Source organism: Mycobacterium novum (genome assembly GCF_010726505.1).
GTDB classification, from domain to species: domain Bacteria; phylum Actinomycetota; class Actinomycetes; order Mycobacteriales; family Mycobacteriaceae; genus Mycobacterium; species Mycobacterium algericum.
The window spans coordinates 3,261,950-3,283,493 of sequence record NZ_AP022562.1 but is presented as its reverse complement, the minus strand read 5'-3'; the positions used below and the strand labels follow the sequence as shown (position 1 = coordinate 3,283,493).

At 69.6% G+C, this 21,544-nt stretch carries 20 protein-coding genes and 1 pseudogene; 9 read left to right on the top strand and 12 right to left on the bottom strand.

The genetic code is table 11. From position 1 onward, the window contains the following. Window positions 1-19 precede the first annotated feature (19 nt). The 5 genes from G6N19_RS15300 to G6N19_RS15280 form a co-directional block, all read right to left on the bottom strand. Window positions 20-649 (bottom strand): dTMP kinase, encoded by a 630-nt coding sequence (locus G6N19_RS15300; RefSeq protein WP_193465238.1) that lies wholly within the window; start codon window positions 647-649, stop codon window positions 20-22. Between the two features lie 69 nt (window positions 650-718). Beyond that, window positions 719-2,176 (bottom strand): adenosylhomocysteinase, encoded by a 1,458-nt coding sequence (gene ahcY / locus G6N19_RS15295; RefSeq protein WP_193465237.1) that lies wholly within the window; start codon window positions 2,174-2,176, stop codon window positions 719-721. A gap of 90 nt (window positions 2,177-2,266) precedes the next feature. Beyond that, window positions 2,267-2,869: a TetR family transcriptional regulator AlkX gene (gene alkX, locus G6N19_RS15290; protein WP_013829918.1), complete on the bottom strand. Its 603-nt coding sequence runs from the start codon at window positions 2,867-2,869 to the stop codon at window positions 2,267-2,269. A gap of 20 nt (window positions 2,870-2,889) precedes the next feature. Continuing rightward, window positions 2,890-3,057, bottom strand: a complete 168-nt coding sequence (locus G6N19_RS15285) for a rubredoxin (protein ID WP_041318448.1) — start codon at window positions 3,055-3,057, stop codon at window positions 2,890-2,892. Further along, window positions 3,057-4,235, bottom strand: a complete 1,179-nt coding sequence (locus tag G6N19_RS15280) for an alkane 1-monooxygenase (protein WP_081465667.1) — start codon at window positions 4,233-4,235, stop codon at window positions 3,057-3,059. The genes G6N19_RS15285 and G6N19_RS15280 overlap by 1 nt, the downstream gene beginning before the upstream one ends. 228 nt (window positions 4,236-4,463) lie before the next feature. Between G6N19_RS15280 and G6N19_RS15275 the strand changes: the two genes are divergently transcribed. The 6 genes from G6N19_RS15275 to G6N19_RS15250 all read left to right on the top strand — a co-directional run bounded on the left by G6N19_RS15275 (window position 4,464) and on the right by G6N19_RS15250 (window position 10,488). Beyond that, complete coding sequence (locus G6N19_RS15275; RefSeq protein ID WP_408632441.1) at window positions 4,464-6,002, top strand: adenylate/guanylate cyclase domain-containing protein; 1,539 nt, start codon at window positions 4,464-4,466, stop codon at window positions 6,000-6,002. A gap of 32 nt (window positions 6,003-6,034) precedes the next feature. Next, window positions 6,035-6,949 carry an alpha/beta fold hydrolase gene (locus G6N19_RS15270; protein ID WP_193465236.1) on the top strand — a complete coding sequence of 305 codons (915 nt, stop codon included), beginning with the start codon at window positions 6,035-6,037 and terminating at the stop codon, window positions 6,947-6,949. Between the two features lie 8 nt (window positions 6,950-6,957). Then, window positions 6,958-7,353 (top strand): PaaI family thioesterase, encoded by a 396-nt coding sequence (locus tag G6N19_RS15265; protein ID WP_013829923.1) that lies wholly within the window; start codon window positions 6,958-6,960, stop codon window positions 7,351-7,353. A gap of 90 nt (window positions 7,354-7,443) precedes the next feature. After that, window positions 7,444-8,685: a glycosyltransferase family 4 protein gene (locus G6N19_RS15260; RefSeq protein ID WP_193466410.1), complete on the top strand. Its 1,242-nt coding sequence runs from the start codon at window positions 7,444-7,446 to the stop codon at window positions 8,683-8,685. After that, window positions 8,679-9,425: a class I SAM-dependent methyltransferase gene (locus G6N19_RS15255; RefSeq protein WP_193465235.1), complete on the top strand. Its 747-nt coding sequence runs from the start codon at window positions 8,679-8,681 to the stop codon at window positions 9,423-9,425. Before G6N19_RS15260 ends, G6N19_RS15255 begins: the two co-directional genes overlap by 7 nt. Further along, complete coding sequence (locus tag G6N19_RS15250; RefSeq protein ID WP_193465234.1) at window positions 9,412-10,488, top strand: prenyltransferase; 1,077 nt, start codon at window positions 9,412-9,414, stop codon at window positions 10,486-10,488. The genes G6N19_RS15255 and G6N19_RS15250 overlap by 14 nt, the downstream gene beginning before the upstream one ends. On the opposite strand, the gene G6N19_RS15245 is transcribed toward G6N19_RS15250, so the two are convergent. Continuing rightward, window positions 10,485-11,138, bottom strand: coding sequence for a class I SAM-dependent methyltransferase (locus tag G6N19_RS15245; protein WP_013829927.1), 654 nt, complete (start codon window positions 11,136-11,138; stop codon window positions 10,485-10,487). The genes G6N19_RS15250 and G6N19_RS15245 overlap by 4 nt on opposite strands. Before the next feature lie 64 nt (window positions 11,139-11,202). Here G6N19_RS15245 and G6N19_RS15240 point away from each other — a divergent pair, with 64 nt between their 5' ends. The 3 genes and pseudogenes from G6N19_RS15240 to G6N19_RS15230 all read left to right on the top strand — a co-directional run bounded on the left by G6N19_RS15240 (window position 11,203) and on the right by G6N19_RS15230 (window position 14,969). Next, window positions 11,203-11,772: a TetR/AcrR family transcriptional regulator gene (locus G6N19_RS15240; protein ID WP_013829928.1), complete on the top strand. Its 570-nt coding sequence runs from the start codon at window positions 11,203-11,205 to the stop codon at window positions 11,770-11,772. A gap of 176 nt (window positions 11,773-11,948) precedes the next feature. Continuing rightward, window positions 11,949-12,707 (top strand): annotated as a pseudogene (locus tag G6N19_RS15235) (class I SAM-dependent methyltransferase); the annotation flags it as partial. Between the two features lie 480 nt (window positions 12,708-13,187). Continuing rightward, window positions 13,188-14,969, top strand: coding sequence for a hypothetical protein (locus G6N19_RS15230; protein ID WP_193465233.1), 1,782 nt, complete (start codon window positions 13,188-13,190; stop codon window positions 14,967-14,969). A gap of 142 nt (window positions 14,970-15,111) precedes the next feature. Here the strand turns inward: G6N19_RS15230 and G6N19_RS15225 are convergent, their stop codons facing one another. From G6N19_RS15225 to G6N19_RS15200, 6 genes are read right to left on the bottom strand one after another with little or no spacing between them, the layout of a single operon-like run. Next, complete coding sequence (locus tag G6N19_RS15225; RefSeq protein WP_232062405.1) at window positions 15,112-16,200, bottom strand: type I-U CRISPR-associated protein Cas7; 1,089 nt, start codon at window positions 16,198-16,200, stop codon at window positions 15,112-15,114. Beyond that, window positions 16,197-17,138 (bottom strand): cation diffusion facilitator family transporter, encoded by a 942-nt coding sequence (locus tag G6N19_RS15220; RefSeq protein ID WP_013829932.1) that lies wholly within the window; start codon window positions 17,136-17,138, stop codon window positions 16,197-16,199. The genes G6N19_RS15225 and G6N19_RS15220 overlap by 4 nt, the downstream gene beginning before the upstream one ends. After that, window positions 17,139-18,407, bottom strand: coding sequence for a mannose-6-phosphate isomerase, class I (gene manA, locus G6N19_RS15215; RefSeq protein ID WP_013829933.1), 1,269 nt, complete (start codon window positions 18,405-18,407; stop codon window positions 17,139-17,141). An 8-nt stretch (window positions 18,408-18,415) separates the two neighbouring features. Next, window positions 18,416-19,555, bottom strand: a complete 1,140-nt coding sequence (locus G6N19_RS15210; protein WP_013829934.1) for a hypothetical protein — start codon at window positions 19,553-19,555, stop codon at window positions 18,416-18,418. Beyond that, window positions 19,552-20,964 (bottom strand): phosphomannomutase/phosphoglucomutase, encoded by a 1,413-nt coding sequence (locus G6N19_RS15205; protein WP_083035921.1) that lies wholly within the window; start codon window positions 20,962-20,964, stop codon window positions 19,552-19,554. The genes G6N19_RS15210 and G6N19_RS15205 overlap by 4 nt, the downstream gene beginning before the upstream one ends. Before the next feature lie 58 nt (window positions 20,965-21,022). Next, entirely contained in the window at window positions 21,023-21,463 is a 441-nt protein-coding gene (locus G6N19_RS15200; RefSeq protein WP_081465668.1) for a DUF3499 domain-containing protein, read from the bottom strand. Window positions 21,464-21,544 lie beyond the last annotated feature (81 nt).

Below are 21,544 nucleotides of genomic sequence, written 5' to 3'. Positions count from 1 at the left end.
CACACCCGCGTTTCGCAGGTTAACCGCACAGAACGTCGGCCAGCTCGGCCGGGGCGAGCGTCGGACCGGCCAACTGCCAGGGGCCGCCGAAGCCGGCGCGGGCCAACCCCCGGTACACCTCGCCGGTGCGGCGCTGCAGACCGTCGTCACGTTCGTAGCTGTCGCGGGCCCGGGCGGCGTCGCGCGTCTCGCGGTCGCGGGCACGCTGGGCGGCGAGCTCGGCGGGGACGTCCAGCAGTATCTGCCAGTCCGGCGCGGGCAGCCCGAGCCGCTCGAATTCCAGCTGCCGCACCCAGGCGACCACCCCGCCGTCGGCGTCCTGATGCAGCCGGGCGGCGCTGTAGGCGGCGTTGGAGGCCACATACCGGTCCAGGATCACCACGTCGTGGCTGGTGTGCAGGCCCGCGATCTCCTCTATGGCGCCGGCCCGGTCCAGCGCGAACAGCAACGCCATCGCGTACACCGAATCGGCCAGGTCACCGTGCTGCCCGCGCAGCGCCTCGGCGGCGACGTCGGCGGTCACCGAGCTGCCGTAGCGCGGGAACGCGCAAGTTGCCACCGATTTCCCGGCGGCTTCGAACGCCGCGCGCAACCCCTGGGTCAGGGTGTTCTTGCCGGCGCCGTCGACGCCTTCGATCGCGATCAGCATGGCGCGAGTGTGCGGTTTCGCACGCCACCTACGGTGTGTTGCGTACGAAACCGCACGGTCGACATGGAATCAGTACCGGTAGTGGTCCGGCTTGTACGGGCCTTCGACGTCGACGCCGATGTACTCGGCCTGGTCCTTGGTCAGCTTGGTCAGCGTGCCGCCCAGGGCCTCGACGTGGATGCGGGCCACCTTCTCGTCGAGGTGCTTGGGCAGCCGGTAGACCTCGTTGTCGTACTCGTCGCCCTTGGTCCACAGCTCGATCTGAGCGATCACCTGGTTGGAGAAGCTGTTGCTCATCACGAACGACGGGTGGCCGGTGGCGTTGCCCAGGTTGAGCAGCCGGCCCTCGGACAGCACGATGATCGACTTGCCGGTGTCGGGGAAGGTCCAGACGTCGACCTGCGGCTTGACGTTGTCGCGCACCGCGCCGGAAGTCTCCAGGGCGGCCATGTCGATCTCGTTGTCGAAATGACCGATGTTGCCCAGGATGGCCTGGTTCTTCATCGCCTTCATGTGCTCGAGGGTGATGATGTCCTTGTTGCCGGTGGTGGTGATGACGATGTCGGCGTCGCCGATGGCCTGCTCCACGGTCGCCACGTCGTAGCCCTCCATCAGCGCCTGCAGCGCGTTGATCGGGTCGATTTCGGTGACCGTCACCCGGGCGCCCTGGCCCTTGAGCGACTCCGCCGAGCCCTTGCCGACGTCACCGAAACCGCAGACCAGCGCCTTCTTGCCGCCGATCAGCGCGTCGGTGCCGCGGTTGATGCCGTCGATCAGCGAGTGCCGGCAACCGTACTTGTTGTCGAACTTGCTCTTGGTGACCGAGTCGTTGACGTTGATCGCCGGGAACGCCAGCTCGCCGGCGGCGGCCAGCTGGTACAGGCGCAGCACGCCGGTGGTGGTCTCCTCGGTGACGCCCTTGACCGACTCGGCGATCTTGGTCCACTTGGTCTTGTCGGTCTCGAAGCGCTCGCGCAGGGTGTTCAGGAAGACCTTCCACTCGGCCGAGTCGCCGTCCTCAGCCGGCGGGACCACGCCGGCCTTCTCGTACTGGGCGCCGCGCAGCACCATCATGGTGGCGTCGCCGCCGTCGTCGAGGATCATGTTGGCCGGCTCGCCGTCCCAGGTCAGGGCCTGCTCGGCGCACCACCAGTACTCCTCGAGGCTCTCGCCCTTCCAGGCGAACACCGGGGTGCCCTTGGGCTCCTCGACGGTGCCGTGCGGGCCGACGACGACCGCGGCGGCGGCGTGGTCCTGGGTGGAGAAGATGTTGCACGACGCCCATCGCACTTCAGCACCGAGGTCCACCAACGTCTCGATGAGCACGGCGGTCTGGATGGTCATGTGCAGCGAGCCGGTGATGCGAGCGCCCTTGAGCGGGTTGACGCCGTGGTACTCGTTGCGCAGCGCCATAAGGCCGGGCATCTCGTGCTCGGCCAGCCGGATCTCCTTGCGGCCGTAGTCGGCCAGCGACAGGTCGGCGACCTTGTAGTCGATGCCGTTACGGCTGTCTGCGGTCAAACTCATCAGTGCGCCCCCGTAGGTTCGGTGAAATCAGCTCCGCTACAAGCTACCGGCGGGAAGCCGAGTCTGCTCGAGCGGGTCAATCGACGTCAGTCAGATGTCTAGGACCCCATAGGTCTCGGCTGCCGGGGTGAACAATCGGGCCAGGTCAGCGGCCACATCGTGGTCGGCCTCCGGCGGCATCGAGACATAGCTCATGGCCAGCCGGACGATCGCCCGGGCCAGGATTCCGGCGTCCTCCTCGCTGGCCTTGACCCAGCTGTGCATGAACGACGAGGTGAGCCGTGCCGAGCAGCGGGTGATGATCGGGCCGCTGTCGGTGGTGATGATCTGCAGCAGGTCCGGCTTGGCGGCACCGGTCAGCAGCGAGATCACCAGCGGGTCGGCGGCCGAGGAGGAGAAGAAGGACCGGAATCCCTCCAGAAACGCAGCGTGGACGTCGCCGACGTTGTCGTAGATGGCGCGCTCGACAGCGTCGACGAGCCGGTCGGCCAGCCTGATCGCGTAGCCCTGCGCCAAGCCCTGACGGGAACCGAATTCGTTGTAGATGGTCTGCCGGCTGACCCCGGCCGCCTCCGCTACCGCGGCGAGTGTGATCGACGACCAGTCCCGGCTGGTCAACAGCTCCCGCATCGCATCGAGGACCGAGTCGCGCAGCAGCGCCCGGGATGCCTCGGCGTACGGGACGCGTTTCACCACCGCGAGATTAGCGGGTGTCACGCGTGGACCTGCTCGAAGTCCACCTTCTCGCGTACCGCGCAGTCCGGGCAGCACCAGTCGTCGGGCACCTGCGCCCACGGGGTGCCGGCCGGAAAGCCCTCGCGGGGCGCGCCGAGCGCCTCGTCGTAGACGTAGTCGCAGCCCGGGCAGCGGTAGCTCGCCATCACGCGGCCGCCCCTTCGTCCAGGGGCGCACCGTAGCGGGCCAGGATCTTCGCCCGCCGGCGCGGCTCGATGTTGACCCGGGTGATGTCGCCGTCGTAGTGGGCCAACACCCGGTGGTCCATCAGGGCTCGCCACAACGGCGGGAGGTAGGTCAGCCCGATGAGCGAGGCGTACCCACTGGGCAGGTTCGGCGCCTCGTCCATGCTGCGCAGCGTCTGATAGCGCCGCGTCGGGTTGGCGTGGTGGTCACTGTGCCGCTGCAGGTGGTAGAGGAACAGGTTGGTCACCAAGTGGTCGGAATTCCAGCTGTGTTCGGGTGTGCAGCGCTCGTAGCGACCGTTGGCGCGGGTCTGGCGCAGCAGGCCGTAGTGCTCGATGTAGTTCACCGACTCCAGCAGCGAGAAGCCGTAGCCGGCCTGGATGATCACGAACGGGATCAGCGCCGGGCCGAACACCGCGATCAGCACACCCCACAGCACCACCGACATCAGCCAGGCGTTGACCACGTCGTTGGACAGCCAGGTTCTCGGATCCGCCGGATTCTTGTCGAGTCGGCGCAGCCGCGCGGCCTCCAGCTGCCAGGCCGAGCGCAACCCACCGAACACGCTGCGCGGCAAGAACTCCCAGAACGTCTCGCCGAACCGGCCCGACGCGGGGTCTTCCGGAGTGGCCACCCGCACGTGGTGGCCGCGGTTGTGCTCGATGTAGAAGTGGCCGTAGCAGACCTGCGCCAGGGTGATCTTCGCCAGCCACCGCTCCAGCCGATCCTTCTTGTGACCCAGCTCGTGCGCGGTGTTGATGCCGACGCCGCCCAGGGTTCCCACCGACAACGCCAGCCCGATCTTGGCGAACCAGCTGAGAGACCCCTCGACTCCCAACCAGCTCAGATCGGTTGCGGTGAACAGGTAGGCGCCCATGACGACGCTGGCGTACTGGCACGGGATGTAGGCGTAGGTGCAGTAGCGGTAGTACCGGTCGCTCTCCAGCTGCGCCATCAGCTCGTCCGGCGGATTCTGACCGTCGGCGCCGAACCGCAGATCCAGCGCCGGCAACAGGATGTAGACCAGGATCGGCCCGATCCAGAACGGCAGCTGGGCGGCGACGTGCCAGCCGAGCCGGTTCATCACCCAGATCATCGGCAGCATGGTGAACAGCAGCGTCGGGGCGATCAGGCCCATCAGCCACAGGTAGCGCTTCTTGTCCCGCCAGACCTCCGCTGCCGCCTCGGTGCTCAAATTCCTGCCCTCCTTGTGAGTTCAACCACCGTTGCGGATGGACATTACCTCGCAGTTCGTCCGGTGTCTAGACATTTGATGCTGATTTGTACACGAACATTTGGTGCAACGGCATCCGCGCAGCCGTATAACTTTGAGTGCACAACCCACTCACGGACGGGCACGACCGCGATGATCACTGCAGGGCCGGGGGCGGATTCGCGGCCGCCCACAGCGCTGCGACTCGGCGCCCACTACGCCGCCGGGCTGGCGTTCGCGCAATTGCTCACCAGTACCGAAGCGATCGCTGTGGTGATGTCGCTGAGCGGTGAGACCCACAGCGGCACCGGTATCTGGCGCTCGGATTACGTGGTCCTGACCGTGGTGCTCGTCGCGCTCAGCACGCTCAGCGTGGCCATCGCGGGCACCGTCAGCATCGCCCCCACGCTGCGCTGGTACACCGCCGGACAACAGCCCGACGCCGCGCAGCGCCGCGCGGCCGTGCACATCGTGCGCCGGCAGTCGGCGGTCGTGTTCGGCACCTGGGTGATCGGCGGAGCGATCGGCCTGGCCACCGTGCGCTCGAGTGACGCCGGGATGATCGTGTTGCAGAGCCTGGTCGTCGTCTTCGGTGGAACCGCCACGGTGAGCACCAGCATGCTGTTCACCCACCGCACGTTTCGGCCGATCGTGGCTGCCGCCTGGCGGGAGACCGAGATCCGCGAGAACGCTCCCGGCGTGCTGCCGCGGCTGGTCACCATGTGGTTCATCACCAGCGCGCTGCCCGCGGCGGCGATCGTGGTGTTGATCGTCTGCCGCCGGATGGGGTGGGTCATCGACCGCGACGCCTCGGTGGAGATCCCGGTGCTGGTGCTGTGCCTGGTGGCGGTGCTGCTCGGGATGCGCGCCATGATCCTGGTGGCCCGCTCGATCTCCGATCCGGTCGGCGAGGTGGTGCGCGCGATGGCCCGGGTCCAGCACGGCGAGCGGGACGTCGCCGTCGGCGTCTACGAGCACTCCGAGATCGGCCGGTTGCAAACCGGGTTCAATCGCATGGTTGCCGGCCTGCGCGAACGCGACCGGCTGCGGGACCTCTTCGGCCGGCACGTCGGCCCGGAGGTGGCCCGGCTGGCGGTGGAGCGGGATCTCGCGTTGTCGGGCCAGGTGCAGGACGCGGCGATCCTGTTCATCGACCTGATGGGCTCGACCGAACTGGCGGCCACTCACCCGCCCGATGAGGTCGCCGCGGTGCTCAACGACTTCTTCCGCATCGTGGTGGCCGCCGTCGACGCGCGGCACGGCTCGATCAACAAGTTCCAGGGCGACGCGGCGCTGGCGGTGTTCGGCGCCCCGGTCGCCTCCGACGGTGCGGCCGCAGCGGCGCTGGCCACCGCGCGGACCCTGCTCACCCAGCTGCGGCGGCTGCCGTTGGTGGACTTCGGGATCGGCGTCTCGGCCGGGCCGGTGTTCGCCGGCAACATCGGCAGCGAGAACCGCTACGAGTACACCGTGGTCGGTGACGCCGTCAACGAGGCCGCGCGGCTGGCCGATCGCGCCAAGACCGTGGCCGCCCGCGCGCTGTGTTCCCAGACGGCACTGGAATGGGCCGACGACGACGAGCGGGCGCGGTGGGCGAGGCACGAGACGGCGGTGCTGCGCGGCCGTGCCGAGCCCACCGTGATGTCCATGCCGACCGGCGAGCCGATCCCGGTGCCGGCCACCGGCATGTGACCCAGCTCCCACCGTCATGTCACACTCTGGGCATGGTTTACGCGATCGCCCGACCTCAGATCGAGGGCAAGATAGCCGTCGGTGAAGACCGTCAGCTCGGCTTCGCCGAGTTCGGCGCTCCGCACGGCCGGGCGATGTTCTGGCTGCACGGCACCCCCGGCGCCCGGCGGCAGATCCCGGTCGAGGCGCGGGTCGTCGCCAAGGAGGCCGGCATCCGGCTGATCGGGGTGGACCGGCCCGGTATCGGCTCCTCGACGCCGTATCAGTACGAGACGGTGTCGCAGTTCGCCGAGGATCTGCGCAGCGTGGCCGACACGCTCGGCATCGACAAGATGGCGGTCATCGGACTGTCCGGCGGCGGCCCGTACACCCTGGCGTGCGCCGCGGCGATGCCCGAGCGGGTGGTGGCCGCCGGGATTCTGGGCGGTGTCGCCCCGGCCGTGGGCCCCGATGCCATCGACAGCAACCTGATGACACTGGCCCGGATCGCCGAGCCGGTGCTGCAGCGCGCCGGGCGCCCGATCGGCATCCTGGCCACCGGCCTGATCCGGATGATCCGGCCGGTCGCCGAACCGGCGCTGGAGCTCTACGCGCTGATCTCCCCGGAGGGCGACCGCCGGTTGCTGGCCCGGCCGGAGTTCAAGGCGATGTTCCTCGACGACCTGCTCAACGGCTCCCGCAAGCAGCTTGCCGCGCCCATCGCCGACGCCGTGTTGTTCGCCCGGTACTGGGGTTTCCGGCTCGACGAGGTGAAGGTGCCGGTGCACTGGTGGCACGGGGATGCCGACCACATCGTCCCGTTCGCCCACGGCGAGCACGCGGTCTCGCTGCTGCCCGACGCGCAGCTCTACCCGCTGCCCGGTGAGAGTCATCTGGCCGGACTGGGGCGCGCGGAGGAGATTCTGCGCACCATGTCGCAGGTCTGGGACGACGCCGAGGCGCGCTGACTCACGCCATGACCGCACCTCAATCGATCAGGGAGTTGTTCGACCAGCTCGGCCTGCAGGAGGTGCCGTCGCCCGATGACACCCTGACCATGGAGATGCCGGTCGATGAGCGGGTGGTCAACACCGCCGGCGGGCTGCAGGGCGGCTTGATCGCCACCATGGCCGACGTGGCGGCCGGGCAGCTCGCCGCCCGTAGCACCGCGTTCGGCAACGCGATCGCCACCACGGATCTGTTCATCCGGTATCTGCGGCCGATCAAGATCGGGCCCGCCCGTGCCGTCGCGGCCATCCTGCGCACCGGCCGGCGCTCGGTGGTGGTCCAGGTCGACATCTACCGCGGCAACGACGACCAGCTCGCGGCCACCGCGACGGTGAACTTCGCCGCCATCGACCCGCCGGCCTGACCTGCGGCGCGGCGCCCTGATTGCGTCACTTAGCTAAGCAACCTAATATCTGGACACATGTCCAGACAGCCAGCCGATGATGTCGAGCGCCTGCGGATCGCGCTGCTGTCTTATCGCAGCAAGGAGCACTGCGGCGGCCAGGGCGTCTACGTACGACACCTCAGCCGGGGGCTCGCCGAGCTCGGCCACCGCGTCGAGGTGTTCTCCGGGCAGCCCTACCCCGAGCGGCTCGACCCGGCGGTGCAGTTGCGCGAGGTACCGAGCCTGGACCTGTATCGCGAACCGGACCCCTTCCGGGTGCCGCGGCCCAGCGAGATCCGCAACCGCATCGACCTGCTGGAGCTGACCACCATGTGGACCGCCGGGTTCCCGGAGCCGCGCACCTTCAGCTTGCGCGCCGCCCGGCTGCTCGCCGCCCGCCGCGACGACTTCGACGTCGTCCACGACAACCAGTGCCTCGGCACGGGCCTGCTGCGGATCGCGGCGACCGGGCTGCCGGTGGTGGCCACCGTGCACCATCCGATCACCCGCGACCGGCGGCTGGACCTGGCCGCCGCGCCGTGGTGGCGCAAACCGGCGGTGCACCGCTGGTACGGATTCGCCGAGATGCAGAAGCGAGTGGCTCGCCGACTCCCCGAGCTGCTGACCGTCTCGAGCACCTCGGCCGCCGACATCGCCGCCGACTTCGAGGTGGATCCGGCTCGGCTCAGGGTGGTCCCGCTGGGGGTGGACACCCAGGTCTTCCGCCCCCGCGAGCAACCGCGGGTCGCCGGGCGCATCGTGGCGATCGCCAGCGCCGACGTGCCGCTCAAGGGGGTGGCGCATCTGCTGGCGGCGGTGGCCGAACTGCGCACCGAGCGTGACGTGGAGCTGCAGCTGGTGGCGAAGCTGGAACGGGGCGGGGTGACCGAGAAGCTCATCGCCGAACTCGGGATCGCCGACATCGTGACGGTCTCCAGCGGCCTGACCGACGCCGAACTGGCGGCGGTGCTGGCTTCTGCCGAACTGGTCTGCATCCCCTCGCTCTACGAGGGGTTCTCGCTGCCGGCGGTGGAGGCGATGGCCAGCGGCACCCCGGTGGTGGCCAGCCGGGCCGGCGCCCTGCCCGAGGTGCTCGGCGACGACGGGGTCTGCGCGCACTTGGTGCCGCCCGGCGACGCGGCGGCGCTGACGCGGGCGCTGGGCGTGCTGCTCGACGACCCCGACCGACGCCGGAGGCTCGGCGCGGCGGGCCGCCGCCGCGCCCTGGATGTCTACAGCTGGCCGGCCGTCGCCGCGGCGACCGTCGCCGTCTACCGCGACGCGATCGAACGGAGCGCCGCACCGTGTTGACCGTGGACTTCGACCGGCTGGGGATCGGAACCGGGACGACGCTGATCGACGTGGGCTGCGGCGCCGGACGGCACTCGTTCGAGGCCTACCGCCGCGGCGCCGACGTCATCGCGTTCGACCAGGATGCCGACGAGATCGACGGTGTCGCAACCATGTTCGCCGCGATGGCCGAGGCCGGGGAGGCTCCGGCGGGCGCGTCGGCCCGCGCGGTGGTCGGCGACGCCCTGGCACTGCCCTACCCCGACGGCGCCTTCGATGTCGTGATCGCCTCGGAGATCCTCGAGCACGTCCCGGCTGACGGTACCGCGATCGCCGAGCTGATCCGGGTGCTCGCCGACGGCGGCACCCTGGCGGTGAGCGTGCCCCGCTGGCTGCCCGAGCAGATCTGCTGGCTGCTCTCCGACGAGTACCACAGCAACGAGGGCGGTCACGTCCGGATCTACCGGGCGTCCGCGTTGCGCAACAAGATCACCGGCGCCGGGCTGCGATTCACCGGATCGCATCACGCCCACGGGCTGCACGCACCGTTCTGGTGGCTCAAATGCGCTGTGGGGGTCAATAATCCGGATCATCCGCTGGTGTCGGCCTATCACAAGCTGCTGGTGTGGGACATGATGTCGCGGCCGTCGGCCACCCGAGTCGCCGAGGCGGTGCTCAATCCGGTGGTCGGCAAGAGCGTCGCTATGTATTTCACCAAGGCGGACTTCACCACCACGGCGAGAACCCGTGCGCTCCGCTGAGGCCGGCGCGCCGGGCGTTCCCGGTGTGCTCACCCCGCAGCAGTGCCGCCAGACCGCGGCCTCGATCGCCGCGGTGCAGGAATCCTCCGGGGCGATTCCGTGGTCGGCCACCGGGCACACCGACCCGTGGGATCACGTCGAATGCGCGATGGCGCTGACCGCGGCCGGACTGATCGAGCCCGCCCGCGCGGCGTTCGACTGGTCGCGGGAGTCCCAGCGTGCCGACGGGTCGTGGCCGATTCAGTTGCGGGCCGGCGAGATCGAGGACGCCAACAGCGACAGCAACTTCTGCGCCTATATCGCCACCGGGGTCTGGCACCACGTACTGATCACCGGAGATCGGCCGTTCGCCGCGGCCATGTGGCCGACGGTGGCAGCCGCGATCGACTTCGTGCTGGGGCTGCAGCGGGGCTACGGGGAGATCTGCTGGGCGGCGTCACCGGCCGGCCCGGTCGGCGAGGCGTTGCTGACCGGATGCGCCAGCATCTACCACAGCATCCGCTGCGCGCTCGCCCTCGCCGACTATCTCGGTGCGCCGCAACCGGAGTGGGAGGTGGCGCTGGGACGGCTCGGGCACGCCATCACCGCCCACCCCGGCGCGTTCACCGAGAAGCCGCATCACGCGATGGACTGGTACTACCCGGTGCTCACCGGAGCACTGCGCGGCCCGGCGGCCGATGAGCGGATCGCCGCGCGGTGGGACGCCTTCGTCGTCGACGGCCTGGGTATCCGCTGCGTCGACGACCGGCCGTGGGTGACCGGCGCCGAAACCTGCGAGCTGGTGCTGACATTGGACGCGATGGGCCGGGCCGATGCGGCCCGCAACCAGCTCGCAGCGATGCAGCATCTGCGCGAGGCGGACGGATCCTATTGGACCGGCCTGGTTTTCTCCGACGGGAAACGCTGGCCGGTGGAGCGCACCACCTGGACCGGGGCCGCCGTCATCCTGGCCGCCGATGCGCTGTCGGACACCACTGCCGGCGCCGGGATCTTCCGCGGCGCCGACCTGCCCCGCGGGCTGGAAGGCGACTACGACTGCGCCTGCGCCGAACTACCGCGCTAGACGTCGTCGCCGGCAACCCCGGACGTGCGCCGCAGCACCCGCAGCGACCCCGACTCCGACACCTGCTCGAACTGCCGGCTTTCGATCGCCCGGCAATAGATCTGGTAGGGCGCCTGGCCGCCGTCGGCCGGATCCGGGAACACGTCGTGGATCACCAGCACGCCGCCCCGGTCGACCCAGCGCGCCCAGCCGTCGAAGTCCTGCTGCGCGGCCGCCTCGCTGTGGCCGCCGTCGATGAACAGCAGCTGCAGCGGGGTGCGCCAGCCCCGGGCCACCACGCTGGACTTGCCCACCACCGCCACCACGGTGTCGTCGAGGCCGGCCTGATCCAGGGTGCGCCGGAACGCCGGCAGCGTGTCGAACCGGCCGCTGTGCGGGTCGACCATGGTGACGTCGTGGTACTCCCAGCCCGGTTGATGCTCCTCGGATCCGTGATGGTGGTCAACGGTGTAGAGCACACTGTCGCGCTCGTGCGCCGCAGCGCCGAGCAGCACGGTGGATTTGCCGCAGTAGGTACCGATCTCGACCGCCACGCCGCCGTCGAGCGCATCGACCGCGGCCTGGTGAAGCGCCCGGCCCTCGTCCTCGGGCATGAAGCCGGTCACCCGGTCGGCCAGGTCGAACAGTCGCTGGGTCTCATCGGATGCCATGCAGGCAAACTACGCTAGCGTCCGCTGCGCTGTTGTAGTAGCGTCCAGACATGTGTCCAGTCCGGTGGCTCGGGAGTCGACGCGCCGTCGGCTGACGGCCAAACAGGCTGACACGGTGGAGCGGCTGAGCCGCGCCGCGATGACGGTGCTGGGCCGGGAGGGATTCTCCGGCCTGACGATTCGCATGGTGGCCGCCGAGGCCGGAATCGGCGCCGCGACCGCCTACACCTACTTCTCGTCGAAAGAGCACCTGGTCGCCGAGATCTTCTGGCGCCGGCTGGCCCTGACACCGGCCCCGACGGTCGACTCCCCCGACCGCATAATCCGGGTCGTCACCGTGCTGCGCCACATCGCGCTGCTGGTCGCCGACGAACCCGAGTTGGCCGGTGCCGTCACCGCTGCGCTGCTCGGCAGCGATCCCGACGTCGAGCATCTGCGCCGCCGGATCGGTACCGAGATCCACGACCGACTGGCCACCGCGGTGGGCCCCGGCGGCGAACCGGACCTGGTCGATTCACTGGAGCTGCTCTACTCCGGGGCGCTGGTGCGGGCCGGGATGGGGTACGGCTCCTACCAGCAGATCGCCGACCGGTTGGAGAAGTCGGCCCGGCTGCTGCTCAGCGCCGCGAGCTGAGCAGCCCGGGTATATGACCCGGGCAGTTATTGATAATGATTTTCAATAACCCGTGGTTCACAGTACTCTAAGGGCTACGCACCTCCTCGAGCCCTGCCCCGACAGTCGTTGCCCGTGCGCGCAACGCCGCGTCTGCAAAGCGAGCAATGCTGTTGTCTACCAACGCCAATCCCAGAATCTCGTCGCTGTTCCGCTACATCGAAAGCCTTCAAGGTGACCGGCCGTGGGGCAGTGTGTTGGACTCCGGCACCGGGGTGAAGTCGCTGCAGTGGATTCGGACATTACCGACCGACCGCTGGACTGCGATTACCGCGGCAGCCAGTATGGTCGACGCGACCCGCGCCACCCCGGGCGATATCAGACCACAAGACCGGCTGATGCTGGGCAACTGGATGGATGACAACCTGCTCGCCGGCGAGACCTTCGACACCGTGCTGGTTGACTATCTCGTCGGCGCGATCGAGGGCTTCGCACCTTACTGGCAGGATCGACTGTTCGAAAGGCTGCGCCCCCTGGTTGCCGACGGCGGCCGACTCTATGTCACCGGACTGGAGCCCTACGTTCAGTACCGGCCCAACACCGAAAGCGGCCATGTCATTTGGGAAATCGGCCGGGCCCGCGACGCATGTCTGCTGCTGGCCGGTGAGCGGCCCTACCGTGAGTACCCCCTCGAATGGATCCTCCGACAGCTCGAGCGGGCCGGTTTCCTTGCAGTGGAGAGTCGATACTTCCCGATACGCTACGGCGCCCGGCACGTATACGGCCAGCTCAACATGTGCCGTAATCGGCTCGAACGCTTCCATTCCCAGGCGCTCGGTAGTTCGATGCGGCAGTACATCGACGACTTGCAGTCTCGGGCGCTGGCACTGATCGAACGCGAAGGCTCCCTCAGATACGGCCGCGACTACGTGATCGCCGTTGAGCCGATGCCCTGAGCTGGCGTCATCGAGGCAGTGTCTCGAATTACACCGGGCTGACATGCCCGAGGGCTGACAAACCGGCCATGATCGCCAGAGTCGTTGGGGATTAACGCATTTCGGGCCTATGGGGCAGGCCCTAGATACTTGACTCCGGCCAGCCGGCCGGTGTGGTGTACCTGAGTCGGCCGGAGTCCTTGCAGACCTCTCTGGTCTCATACAGCCCGAACGTGTGCTCTGCCAATACATCCCAGGTAGCGCCGATCGCGCCGAACGACGGCTAGACCCACGCCCCCTTCACCCTTATTGACAATGATTTTCATTATCGATAAGGTCGTGCACAGCTTGTCCTGAGCGATTGAAAGGGATTGCGACCGAAGCGGCTCATGCCTCGGCCAGTACCTGCAGGAAGGCAGCTGCGCAAGAACGCGTCTGGCGGCGCTATCGACGGACCCCGCTGGATCAACGAGTAGGTACAACACAAATGAAGGAGCACACATGTACGGTCGCCACAACGAACGGCAGCGGGTTCGCGAGCGCCGACGTGCTACCGGTGCAGGCAGCGCCATAGGCGCCTTCTTGGCGTTCGGCCTGGGCCCGATGGCAACCGCACCGCAAGCACATGCGGATATCGACTGGTTGGTGGATTTTCTCGACATCAGCGCGACATCAGCCGATACGGCGGGCGCCGCCGATGCGGGGATCTGGATCGACGGCTTCGATTCGTCCTACAGCAACCTGCACGCCGACCTGCAAGACTTCATCACCGACCCCGGCAACACCGATCTGCTCAATCTGATCAACGGCTACGGACTCTTTGAATCCCTTTTCGGTCGGTTGTTGATCGGAAATGGGATCGACGAATTCGCCGGTACCAACACGTCGTTGTTCGGCTGGCTGCCCGGTATCGGCGACCTCGGTGACGGCGGGTTCCTCTTCGGTGACGGCGGCGCCGGCACCGACGCCAGCTATGTCGACAATCTGCTCACCGCTGCCGGGGTGGGCGGCAACGCCGGACTGATCGGCAACGGTGGCATCGGCGGCGCCGGGTTGAATGCCGACTACTACGGCGGCAACACCCTGGTCGAGGCCACGGCCGGTGGTGCCGGTGGTTCCGGCGGCTGGTTGTTCGGCGACGGCGGCGACGGCGGCGCCGGTGGTGCCGGCTGGAGCGGAATCCTCGCCGACGGGCTCAACGGCAGCATCGGGGCTGGCGGCGGCGAAGGAGGCAGTGCGTTCCTCTTCGGCAGTGGTGGTAATGGTGGTAACGGCGGTGCGGGCGGGCACGGCAGCGCGGGTGCCGGCAGCCAACTGGACCAGGTCGGAGGAAACGGCGGAAACGGTGGTGCCGGTGGTGCCGGCGGCAACGGTGGCAACGGTGGCTGGATCATCGGCGACGGTGGTGACGCCGGTGCGGGTGGTGCCGGCGGCGGTGGTGGTCTCGGGGGCTCCGGTTCAGACAGCATCGCGCACGATCATGATCACGACCACTACGTCCACGAGGCCACCGAAGGAGGCAATGGCGGTGTCGGCGGCAACGGCGGCGCTGCGGGTGCCGCCGGAGTCGCGCGCACCCTGTTCGGTTTTGGTGTGAACGGCACCGCCGGAACCCTGGGAGCCGGCGGCGACGGTGGCGCAGGCGGGAACGGTGGCAACGGTGCCGTCGACGAGGCCAGCTTCATCTCCGCGGGGGCCGCGGGCGGCGCGGGCGGCGGCGGCGGGGACGGCAGCATCGGTGGCGCCGGCGGCGCGGGCGGCAACGGCGGCGACGGCGACGTGCTAGGCGGTGCAGGCGGTGCCGGTGGCACCGGTGGCGACAGCAACACGGGCGACGGCGGCCAGGGCGGCGTCGGCGGGAACGGCGGCAGCTCGGCGGGCGAAAGCCTCACGCTGCCCGACGGCAGCGTCGTCTCTGGCGCTGCCGGCCACGGTGGAGCCGGTGGAAACGGCGGTGACAACGCGAACGGCCACGGTGTCGGTGGCGACGGCGGTGCCGGTGGTAGCGGCGGTAGCGGTGCCGTCGATGAATACGGCCAGGTTCTCGCTCCCGGTGGTGACGGTGGCGTCGGTGGCAACGGCGGCGCATCGGGGAACCTCTTGGGTGACCCGGGCGAAGCCGGCGGCGAGGCCGACGGCGCAACCGGTGGGACTGGCGGCGCCGGCGGAATCGGGCACCCGCACGACCACGACCACGACCACGACCACGACGCCGGTGGTGACCCCGGTGGTGATCCCGGTGGCGACCACGACCACGACCACGACCACGACCACGACCATTAACCCGGGGAAGACTTCGGGCGGCAGCCGGCAGGCTCGACGGTTTTGAGTCGGTGATCGATCACGCAAGCGCTCGGCTGGGGTATCCCAGCCGAGCGTTTTGCGGCTCTAACCGGCCCCGGCCCGTCGCACGCCGCATCCCAGCTCAGCGTGCGCCGGCGCGCCGGTTCTCGATGAAGTGCGGCAGCCGGAAGCGGCGCGGCTCGTGCGCGACCGGTTCCTGTTGCGCCACTCCGCCGTTCTGGGCCGCGGCGTAGGCACCGGAGTTACCGGTGACAGCCAGCACCTGGCCGCGCCAGGTGATGTCGGCCTCCCGGTAGGCTGCCACCAGCGCGCGCTCCAGCAGTTCGTCGGCCTGCTCGATCGACAGCGCCGCCAACTCGACGAATTCGCCGTCGCGGGCGTCGAGTTTCAGCGTCGTCGGGCCGGTCTCGACCAGGTCGCAGTTGGCCCGGATGCTCAGCTCGGAGTTGGCGCGGGTCAGCCCCGCCAGCGCGTAGGCGGCCAGCAGCGCGCGGCCGGCCTCATCCCCGGCGATGCCGCAGTCGAAGCGCAGTTGCCGCAGCGCGGCGAAGCTCAGCACCTGGGTGCGAATGATGCGGCCGCAGCAGACACCGGACTCGGCCGGGGCGCGCGAATCCGTCGGCGCACCGTCCACGAGCACCCCGATGATCTCGCCGGACAGCACGCCGCGGAAGCGGCTCTGGCCGGTGCCGCGGGCGGCGTCGATCGCACCGAAAACCAGGCTGCCCGGGCTCAACTCGGCCACGGCGCGGGCATTCTCGGGAGTGCTCTCGCGTGCGGCCCGGTAGGCCGGGTGGGCGATCGCCGGCTTGCCGCCGATCGAGCCGGTCAAGAAGTGGCCGTCGAAAATCCGTTGCGGCAGCTCAAGATCGGTGTAGACCGTCCGGCCGCCTTCGTAGGACACCTCCAGCCGCGGCACCCGGCCCAACACTGGATGCTGATCGCGGATGCCCTGCAGGATCGCGGCTTCCACCCGCTGGATCTGGCTCTGGTTGTCGTCGATGATCACCGACGCGGTCGGATTGCCGTCGATCAGCCGGGTCTCGTGGGCGATGGCCGACGGGCCACGTCCGGCGCGGTGGGCCGGGCTGATCGCGACATGCGGCCCGCCGGCGGGGGCCAGTTCGGTGTACACGCTCAGCGTGCTCGCACCGCCGGCCTGACAGGCCGCGGTGAGCTGCCGGTAGGAGAAGCTGGACAAAGCGATCAACCTTTCTGCTGCCGCGAGTCTGGCACAGCGGTGCGGTCCAGGTCGGGTTCGAGGTAGATCACCCGGGCTGCCGGTACCGCCCTGCGGACGTTGGCTTCGGCATCGTCGATAGTGGCGGCGACGGCGGGCAGATCCAGCTGCGGACGCAGCGCGATCTTGGCGCCCACCAGCATCTCGTCGGGGCCGAGATACAGGGTGCGGATGTGGATCAGCCGGGTGACGTTACGGGTCTGCTCCAGCGCCGCGCGGATGGCCCGGTCCTCGGCGACCGTGGCGCCCTCACCGATCAGCAGGCTGTGCATCTCGACCATCAAGAACACCGCAACGACGCCCAGCAGCACGCCGATGCCCAGGGTTGCCACGCCGTCCCATACCGGATTGCCGGTGACCACACTCAGGCCCACACCCATCAACGCCAGCACCAGGCCGATCAACGCGGCGGTGTCCTCCAGCAGCACCACCGGAAGCTCCGGGGTGCGCGAGGTGTGCAGGAACCGCAGCCAGCTGCCCTCCCCCTTGAACGGGCGCGACTCCACCACCGCGGTGCGAAAACTGAACGTCTCCATCCCGATCGCCACCACCAGGATCACGATCGCCACCACCGGCGAACTCAACTCGACCGGGTGGTGAACCTTCTTGTAGCCCTCGTACAACGCGAACATCGAACCCAGGCTGAACAGCACCAGGGCCACCACGAACGACCAGAAGTAGCGGCTGCGGCCGTATCCGAACGGATGCAGCTCATCTGGGGCCTTGGCGGCGGCCCGCTGCCCGAACAGCAGCAGCGCCTGGTTGGAGGTGTCGGCCACCGAGTGCACCGCCTCGGCGAGCATGGCGGCGCTGCCGGTGATCACGTAGCCGGTGAACTTCGCGACCGCGATCCCGGCGTTGGCCAACAGTGCCGCCAGGATCGCCCTGGTGCTACCGGAGGTGGACACTCACAGACCTATCGTCGACCGGAACAGCACGGCCTGTTGCTGGGCCAGCAGTCGGATCGGCCCGTCGTCGCTGGGCACCCAGGCCGACTCGCCCCGGCGCAGTATCAGGCTCCCCGACTTGGCGTGCACGGTGACCGAGCCCTCGGTGCACAGCAGGATCTGCGGGCCGTCATGGTGGGCCGGAGCGTCCAGCTCGTGGCCGAGGTGGGCGCCGTCCAGCGTCAACCGGGACACGGCGAACTCCTCGGCCGGGGTCTGGTAGACCACCTCGGGCCCGTCGGAGTGGATCGCCGGCCGCAGCGCCTGCTCGGTGGTCGGGGTGAAGTCCAGCACCCGCAGCAACTCGGGCACGTCGACGTGCTTGGGCGTCAGGCCGCCCCGCAGCACGTTGTCCGAGTTGGCCATCACCTCCAGCCCGACACCGTGCAGATAGGTGTGTAGGTTGCCGGCCGGCAGGAAGATGGCCTCGCCGGGCGCCAGGCTGATCCGATTGAGCAGCAGCGCCGCCAGCACGCCGGCGTCGCCCGGATAGCGCTCACCGAGTTCGAGCACGGTCTTGGCCTCGGCTGCGAATTCGCCGGCCTCCGAATGCAGGTATTGGATGGCACCCTCGAGTACCGCGGGAACCAGGACGTCGAGATCGGGCTGAGGCGCGGTGATCCAGGTGGTGAACAGCGCCCGCAGCCCGTCGGCGTCGGACTGGGCATCGGCGGGATCGAGGGCGGGGCGATCGCCGGCGGTCTGGCCGCCGAGCAGGTCGATGAACGGATCGAGATCCGATACCGCCAGCGCCCGCAGCAACTCGACGGTGCGCGCCGCGGGACGGAAGCCGGCCAGCGCCTCGAACGGCTGCAACGCCACCAGCAGTTCGGGTTTGTGGCTGGTGTCGCGGTAGTTGCGGATCGGCGAGGACACCGGAACCCCGAGCCGCTCCTCCCGCTCGTAGCCCTCGATCGCCTGCATGGCGCTGGGGTGGGCCTGCAGCGACAACGGCTCGTCGGCGGCGAGCACCTTGACCAGGAACGGCAGCCGGTCACCGAAGCGGGCGTGGGCCACCGGCCCGAGCTGGCCCTCCCAGTCGGCGGTCAAGACCTCCAGCAGCGACACCTCGCCGGTGGCGGTCTCCAGCCAGGCCGGGTCGCCGGGGTGGGCGCCCAGCCACAGCTCGGCCTCCGGATGCGCCGCCGGGACCGGCCGCCCGGTGAACTCGGCGATGGCGGTCCGCGATCCCCAGGCGTAGGTCCGTATCGCGCCGCGTAGTGGTTCCACTGTTCCCGTCAACCTCGTAAAAGTCGCACGTAGGCGGCGGCCATCTCCAGCCGCACGGCCAGCACCGCAAGCTGTTGCTCGGCCCGGCCCGGCCCGGCCGGAGCCGGCACGGCCGCCGGACCCGACGTCTCCTCGGCCGCCGCCGGTGTCAGCGGCACGTCCCCGGCGCCGATCAGGTCGACATCGTGCAGCCCGCTGATCCGGGCCGCCACCACCGTCCGCTCGGCCGACAGTGCCAAGGCCAGCACCCGCAGCCGCTCGGCAGCCGGCCCGTCGATCTGCTCGTCATGAAAAATATCAGCGGATCCGCCGGCGCCGTCCGCGGCCCGGGCGCGCAGCGCGCTCACCGCGTCGGCCAACCCGGTCGCCGCCACCGCGGTCCGCCCGATCCGCAGCATCATCGCCGACCCGTGCCGGGCCAGTGCCAGCGATGCCGCGCAGTCACCGGCCAGGGCGACGTCGCGGCCGACGATCCGGTCGGCCAGGATCTTCGCCGGGTTGGTGAACAGCTCGCGGCCGGCGCTGTTGCGCAGCGCCTCGGCATCCAGTTCGTCGGCCAGCACACCCAGGTCGATCTGCGCGGCGGGATTCCCCGGCTCCACGGCTTCGAGCACGGCAAGCCCGGCGGCCAGGTAGCGAGGCAGGCCGAACTCGTCGGGGACCCCGACCCTCGGCTCGAGCACCGCGACACGGCCGGCGGTGGCATCGCGCAACGGGCCCTGGTAGGGCGCGGCGACCACGACCCGTGCGCCGCGGCGCACCCCGGCGGAGGCCGCGGCGACCAGCGCGGGATCTCCCGGATCGTCGCCGGCGACCACCAGTACGTCCAGCGAGCCCATCCAGGCCGGGGCCTCGGCGGCCAGCACCAGCGGTTCGCGAGCCGAATCCCCCCGGGCCGCGGCCAGCAGGCTCCCCGCCGTCGCCGCCGCGCCGCGGGTCGCCACCCAGATCAGGGTGCGCGCCGGAAAGTCCCGGATGTCACCGCGCACGGTGTCCAAGGCGCCCTCGGCGACCGCGGCGGCGGTGGCGCGCACCTGCGCCCCGGCCATCGACGCGGCCCACAGCGCCCCGTCGCGGTCAGCGGCCAGCAACGCCTCGGCGTCGTCGAGGTCGACGGTGGACGAGAAGGATCCGGGGAACGCGTTCACGACCGTGACTTCTCGGCGGCGGTGACGGCCTCGACCTGTTCGGTGACCCGGGCCACCACCGCATCGACCGCGGCGGAATCGGGGGCCTCCACGTTGAGCCGCAGCAGCGGTTCGGTGTTGGAGCTGCGCAGGTTGAACCAGCTGCCTCCGCCCAGGTCGACGGTCACCCCGTCGAGATGGTCGACGGATGCCTGCTCGCCGAACGACGCGACCACGGCGTCCGCATAGGCTTGCGCGTCGACGCCGTCGGCCAGGGTGTAGTTGATCTCGCCGGAGGCCGCATAACGCTGGTAGTCGGCGGTCAGCTCCGACAGCGGCCGCTGCTGCTCGCCGAGCGCGGCCAGCACATGCAGCGCTGCGAGCATCCCCGAGTCGGCCCCCCAGAAGTCCCGGAAGTAGTAGTGCGCCGAGTGTTCCCCGCCGAAGATGGCGCCGGTCTCGGCCATCACCGCCTTGATATAGGAGTGTCCGACCCGTGACCGCAACGGCGTGCCGCCGCGCTCGGCCACCAGTTCGGCCACCGCGCGGGAGGTGATCAGGTTGTGGATCACCGTCGCTCCGGGTTCGCGGGCCAGTTCCCGGGCGGCGACCAGGCCGGTCACCGCCGACGGCGAAACCGGCTCGCCGCGCTCATCGACCACGAAGCACCGGTCGGCGTCGCCGTCGAAGGCCAGCCCGATATCGGCGCCGCTGTCGCGGACGAACGCCTGCAGATCGACCAGGTTGGCCGGGTCCAGCGGATTGGCCTCGTGGTTGGGGAAGTTCCCGTCGAGCTCGAAATACAGCGGCAGCAACGTGATCGCCGGCAGCGAGCCGAACACCGCCGGAGCGGTGTGTCCGGCCATGCCGTTGCCGGCGTCCACGGCCACCCGCAGCGGGCGCCCACCGGAGATGTCGACCAAGGAGTGCAGGAACGCCGCGTAGTCGGCCAGTACGTCGCGGTCGGAGACCGCCCCGCGGGATCCGGCCCGGCCGGCATCGGGCGCCACCCCGGCGATCAGCTCATCGCGGATCCGGTCCAGGCCGGAGTCGGCGCCGACCGGCTTGGCGCCCGCCCGGCACAGCTTGATGCCGTTGTAGGCGGCCGGATTATGGCTGGCGGTGAACATCGCCCCCGGACAGTCCAACGACCCGGAGGCGAAGTAGAGCTGATCGGTGGAGGCCAGCCCGATCCGGATCACGTCGAGGCCCTGGGCGATCACCCCCTCGGCGAACGCCGCCGACAGCGGGGGCGAACTGTCCCGCATGTCGTGGCCGATCACCACCTGCCGGGCGCCCTCGTCGGCCATCAGCCGGGCGAACGCGGCGCCGACCTCGGCGACCAGGGATTCATCGATCTCCGAACCGACCAGACCACGTACGTCGTACGCCTTGATCACACGGTGGACAGCCGCAGCGGGCCGAGACATGGACAGGGCTCCTGACGAAGTGGACTCTTGACGCTCAAGCCTAGCCCGGAACGTCCGATCAGTCCGAAGGGTCCGGCAACACGCGCAGGTGGCCGCGACGCCTGCCGTTGCTCTTGCCCGGCGGGCCGGGCGGCGCCAGTACGCCGCCGCCGGGGGTGCCCGAGGAAGCGCCCCGGGAGCCGGTATCCGCCGGCCCGGCCTGCGGATACCACCCGTTGGCCGGCGCGGCTTGGCCGGACTGGCCCTCGCGCACCGCTTCGGCGAGCGCGATCAGGTCGTCCTCCTCGGGGGACACCCACGGGCCGGGGTGACGGACCAGTTCCCAGCCGCGCGGGGCGGTGATCCGGCCGGCGTGGCTGAAACACAAATCCCACGAATGCGGCTCGGCGGCGGTCGCCAGCGGGCCCACCACGGCGGTGGAGTCCGAGTAGACGAACGTCAACGTCGCCACCGCATAGTGCGGACACCCTGGCCGACAGCAGCGGCGGGGAACCTTCACGCGGTCGAGGCTATCGTGGCGGCGCAGCCCCGGGGCGCCGGACACGCGCAAGGGGCGAAGACCCTATGCGCAACCGTTACC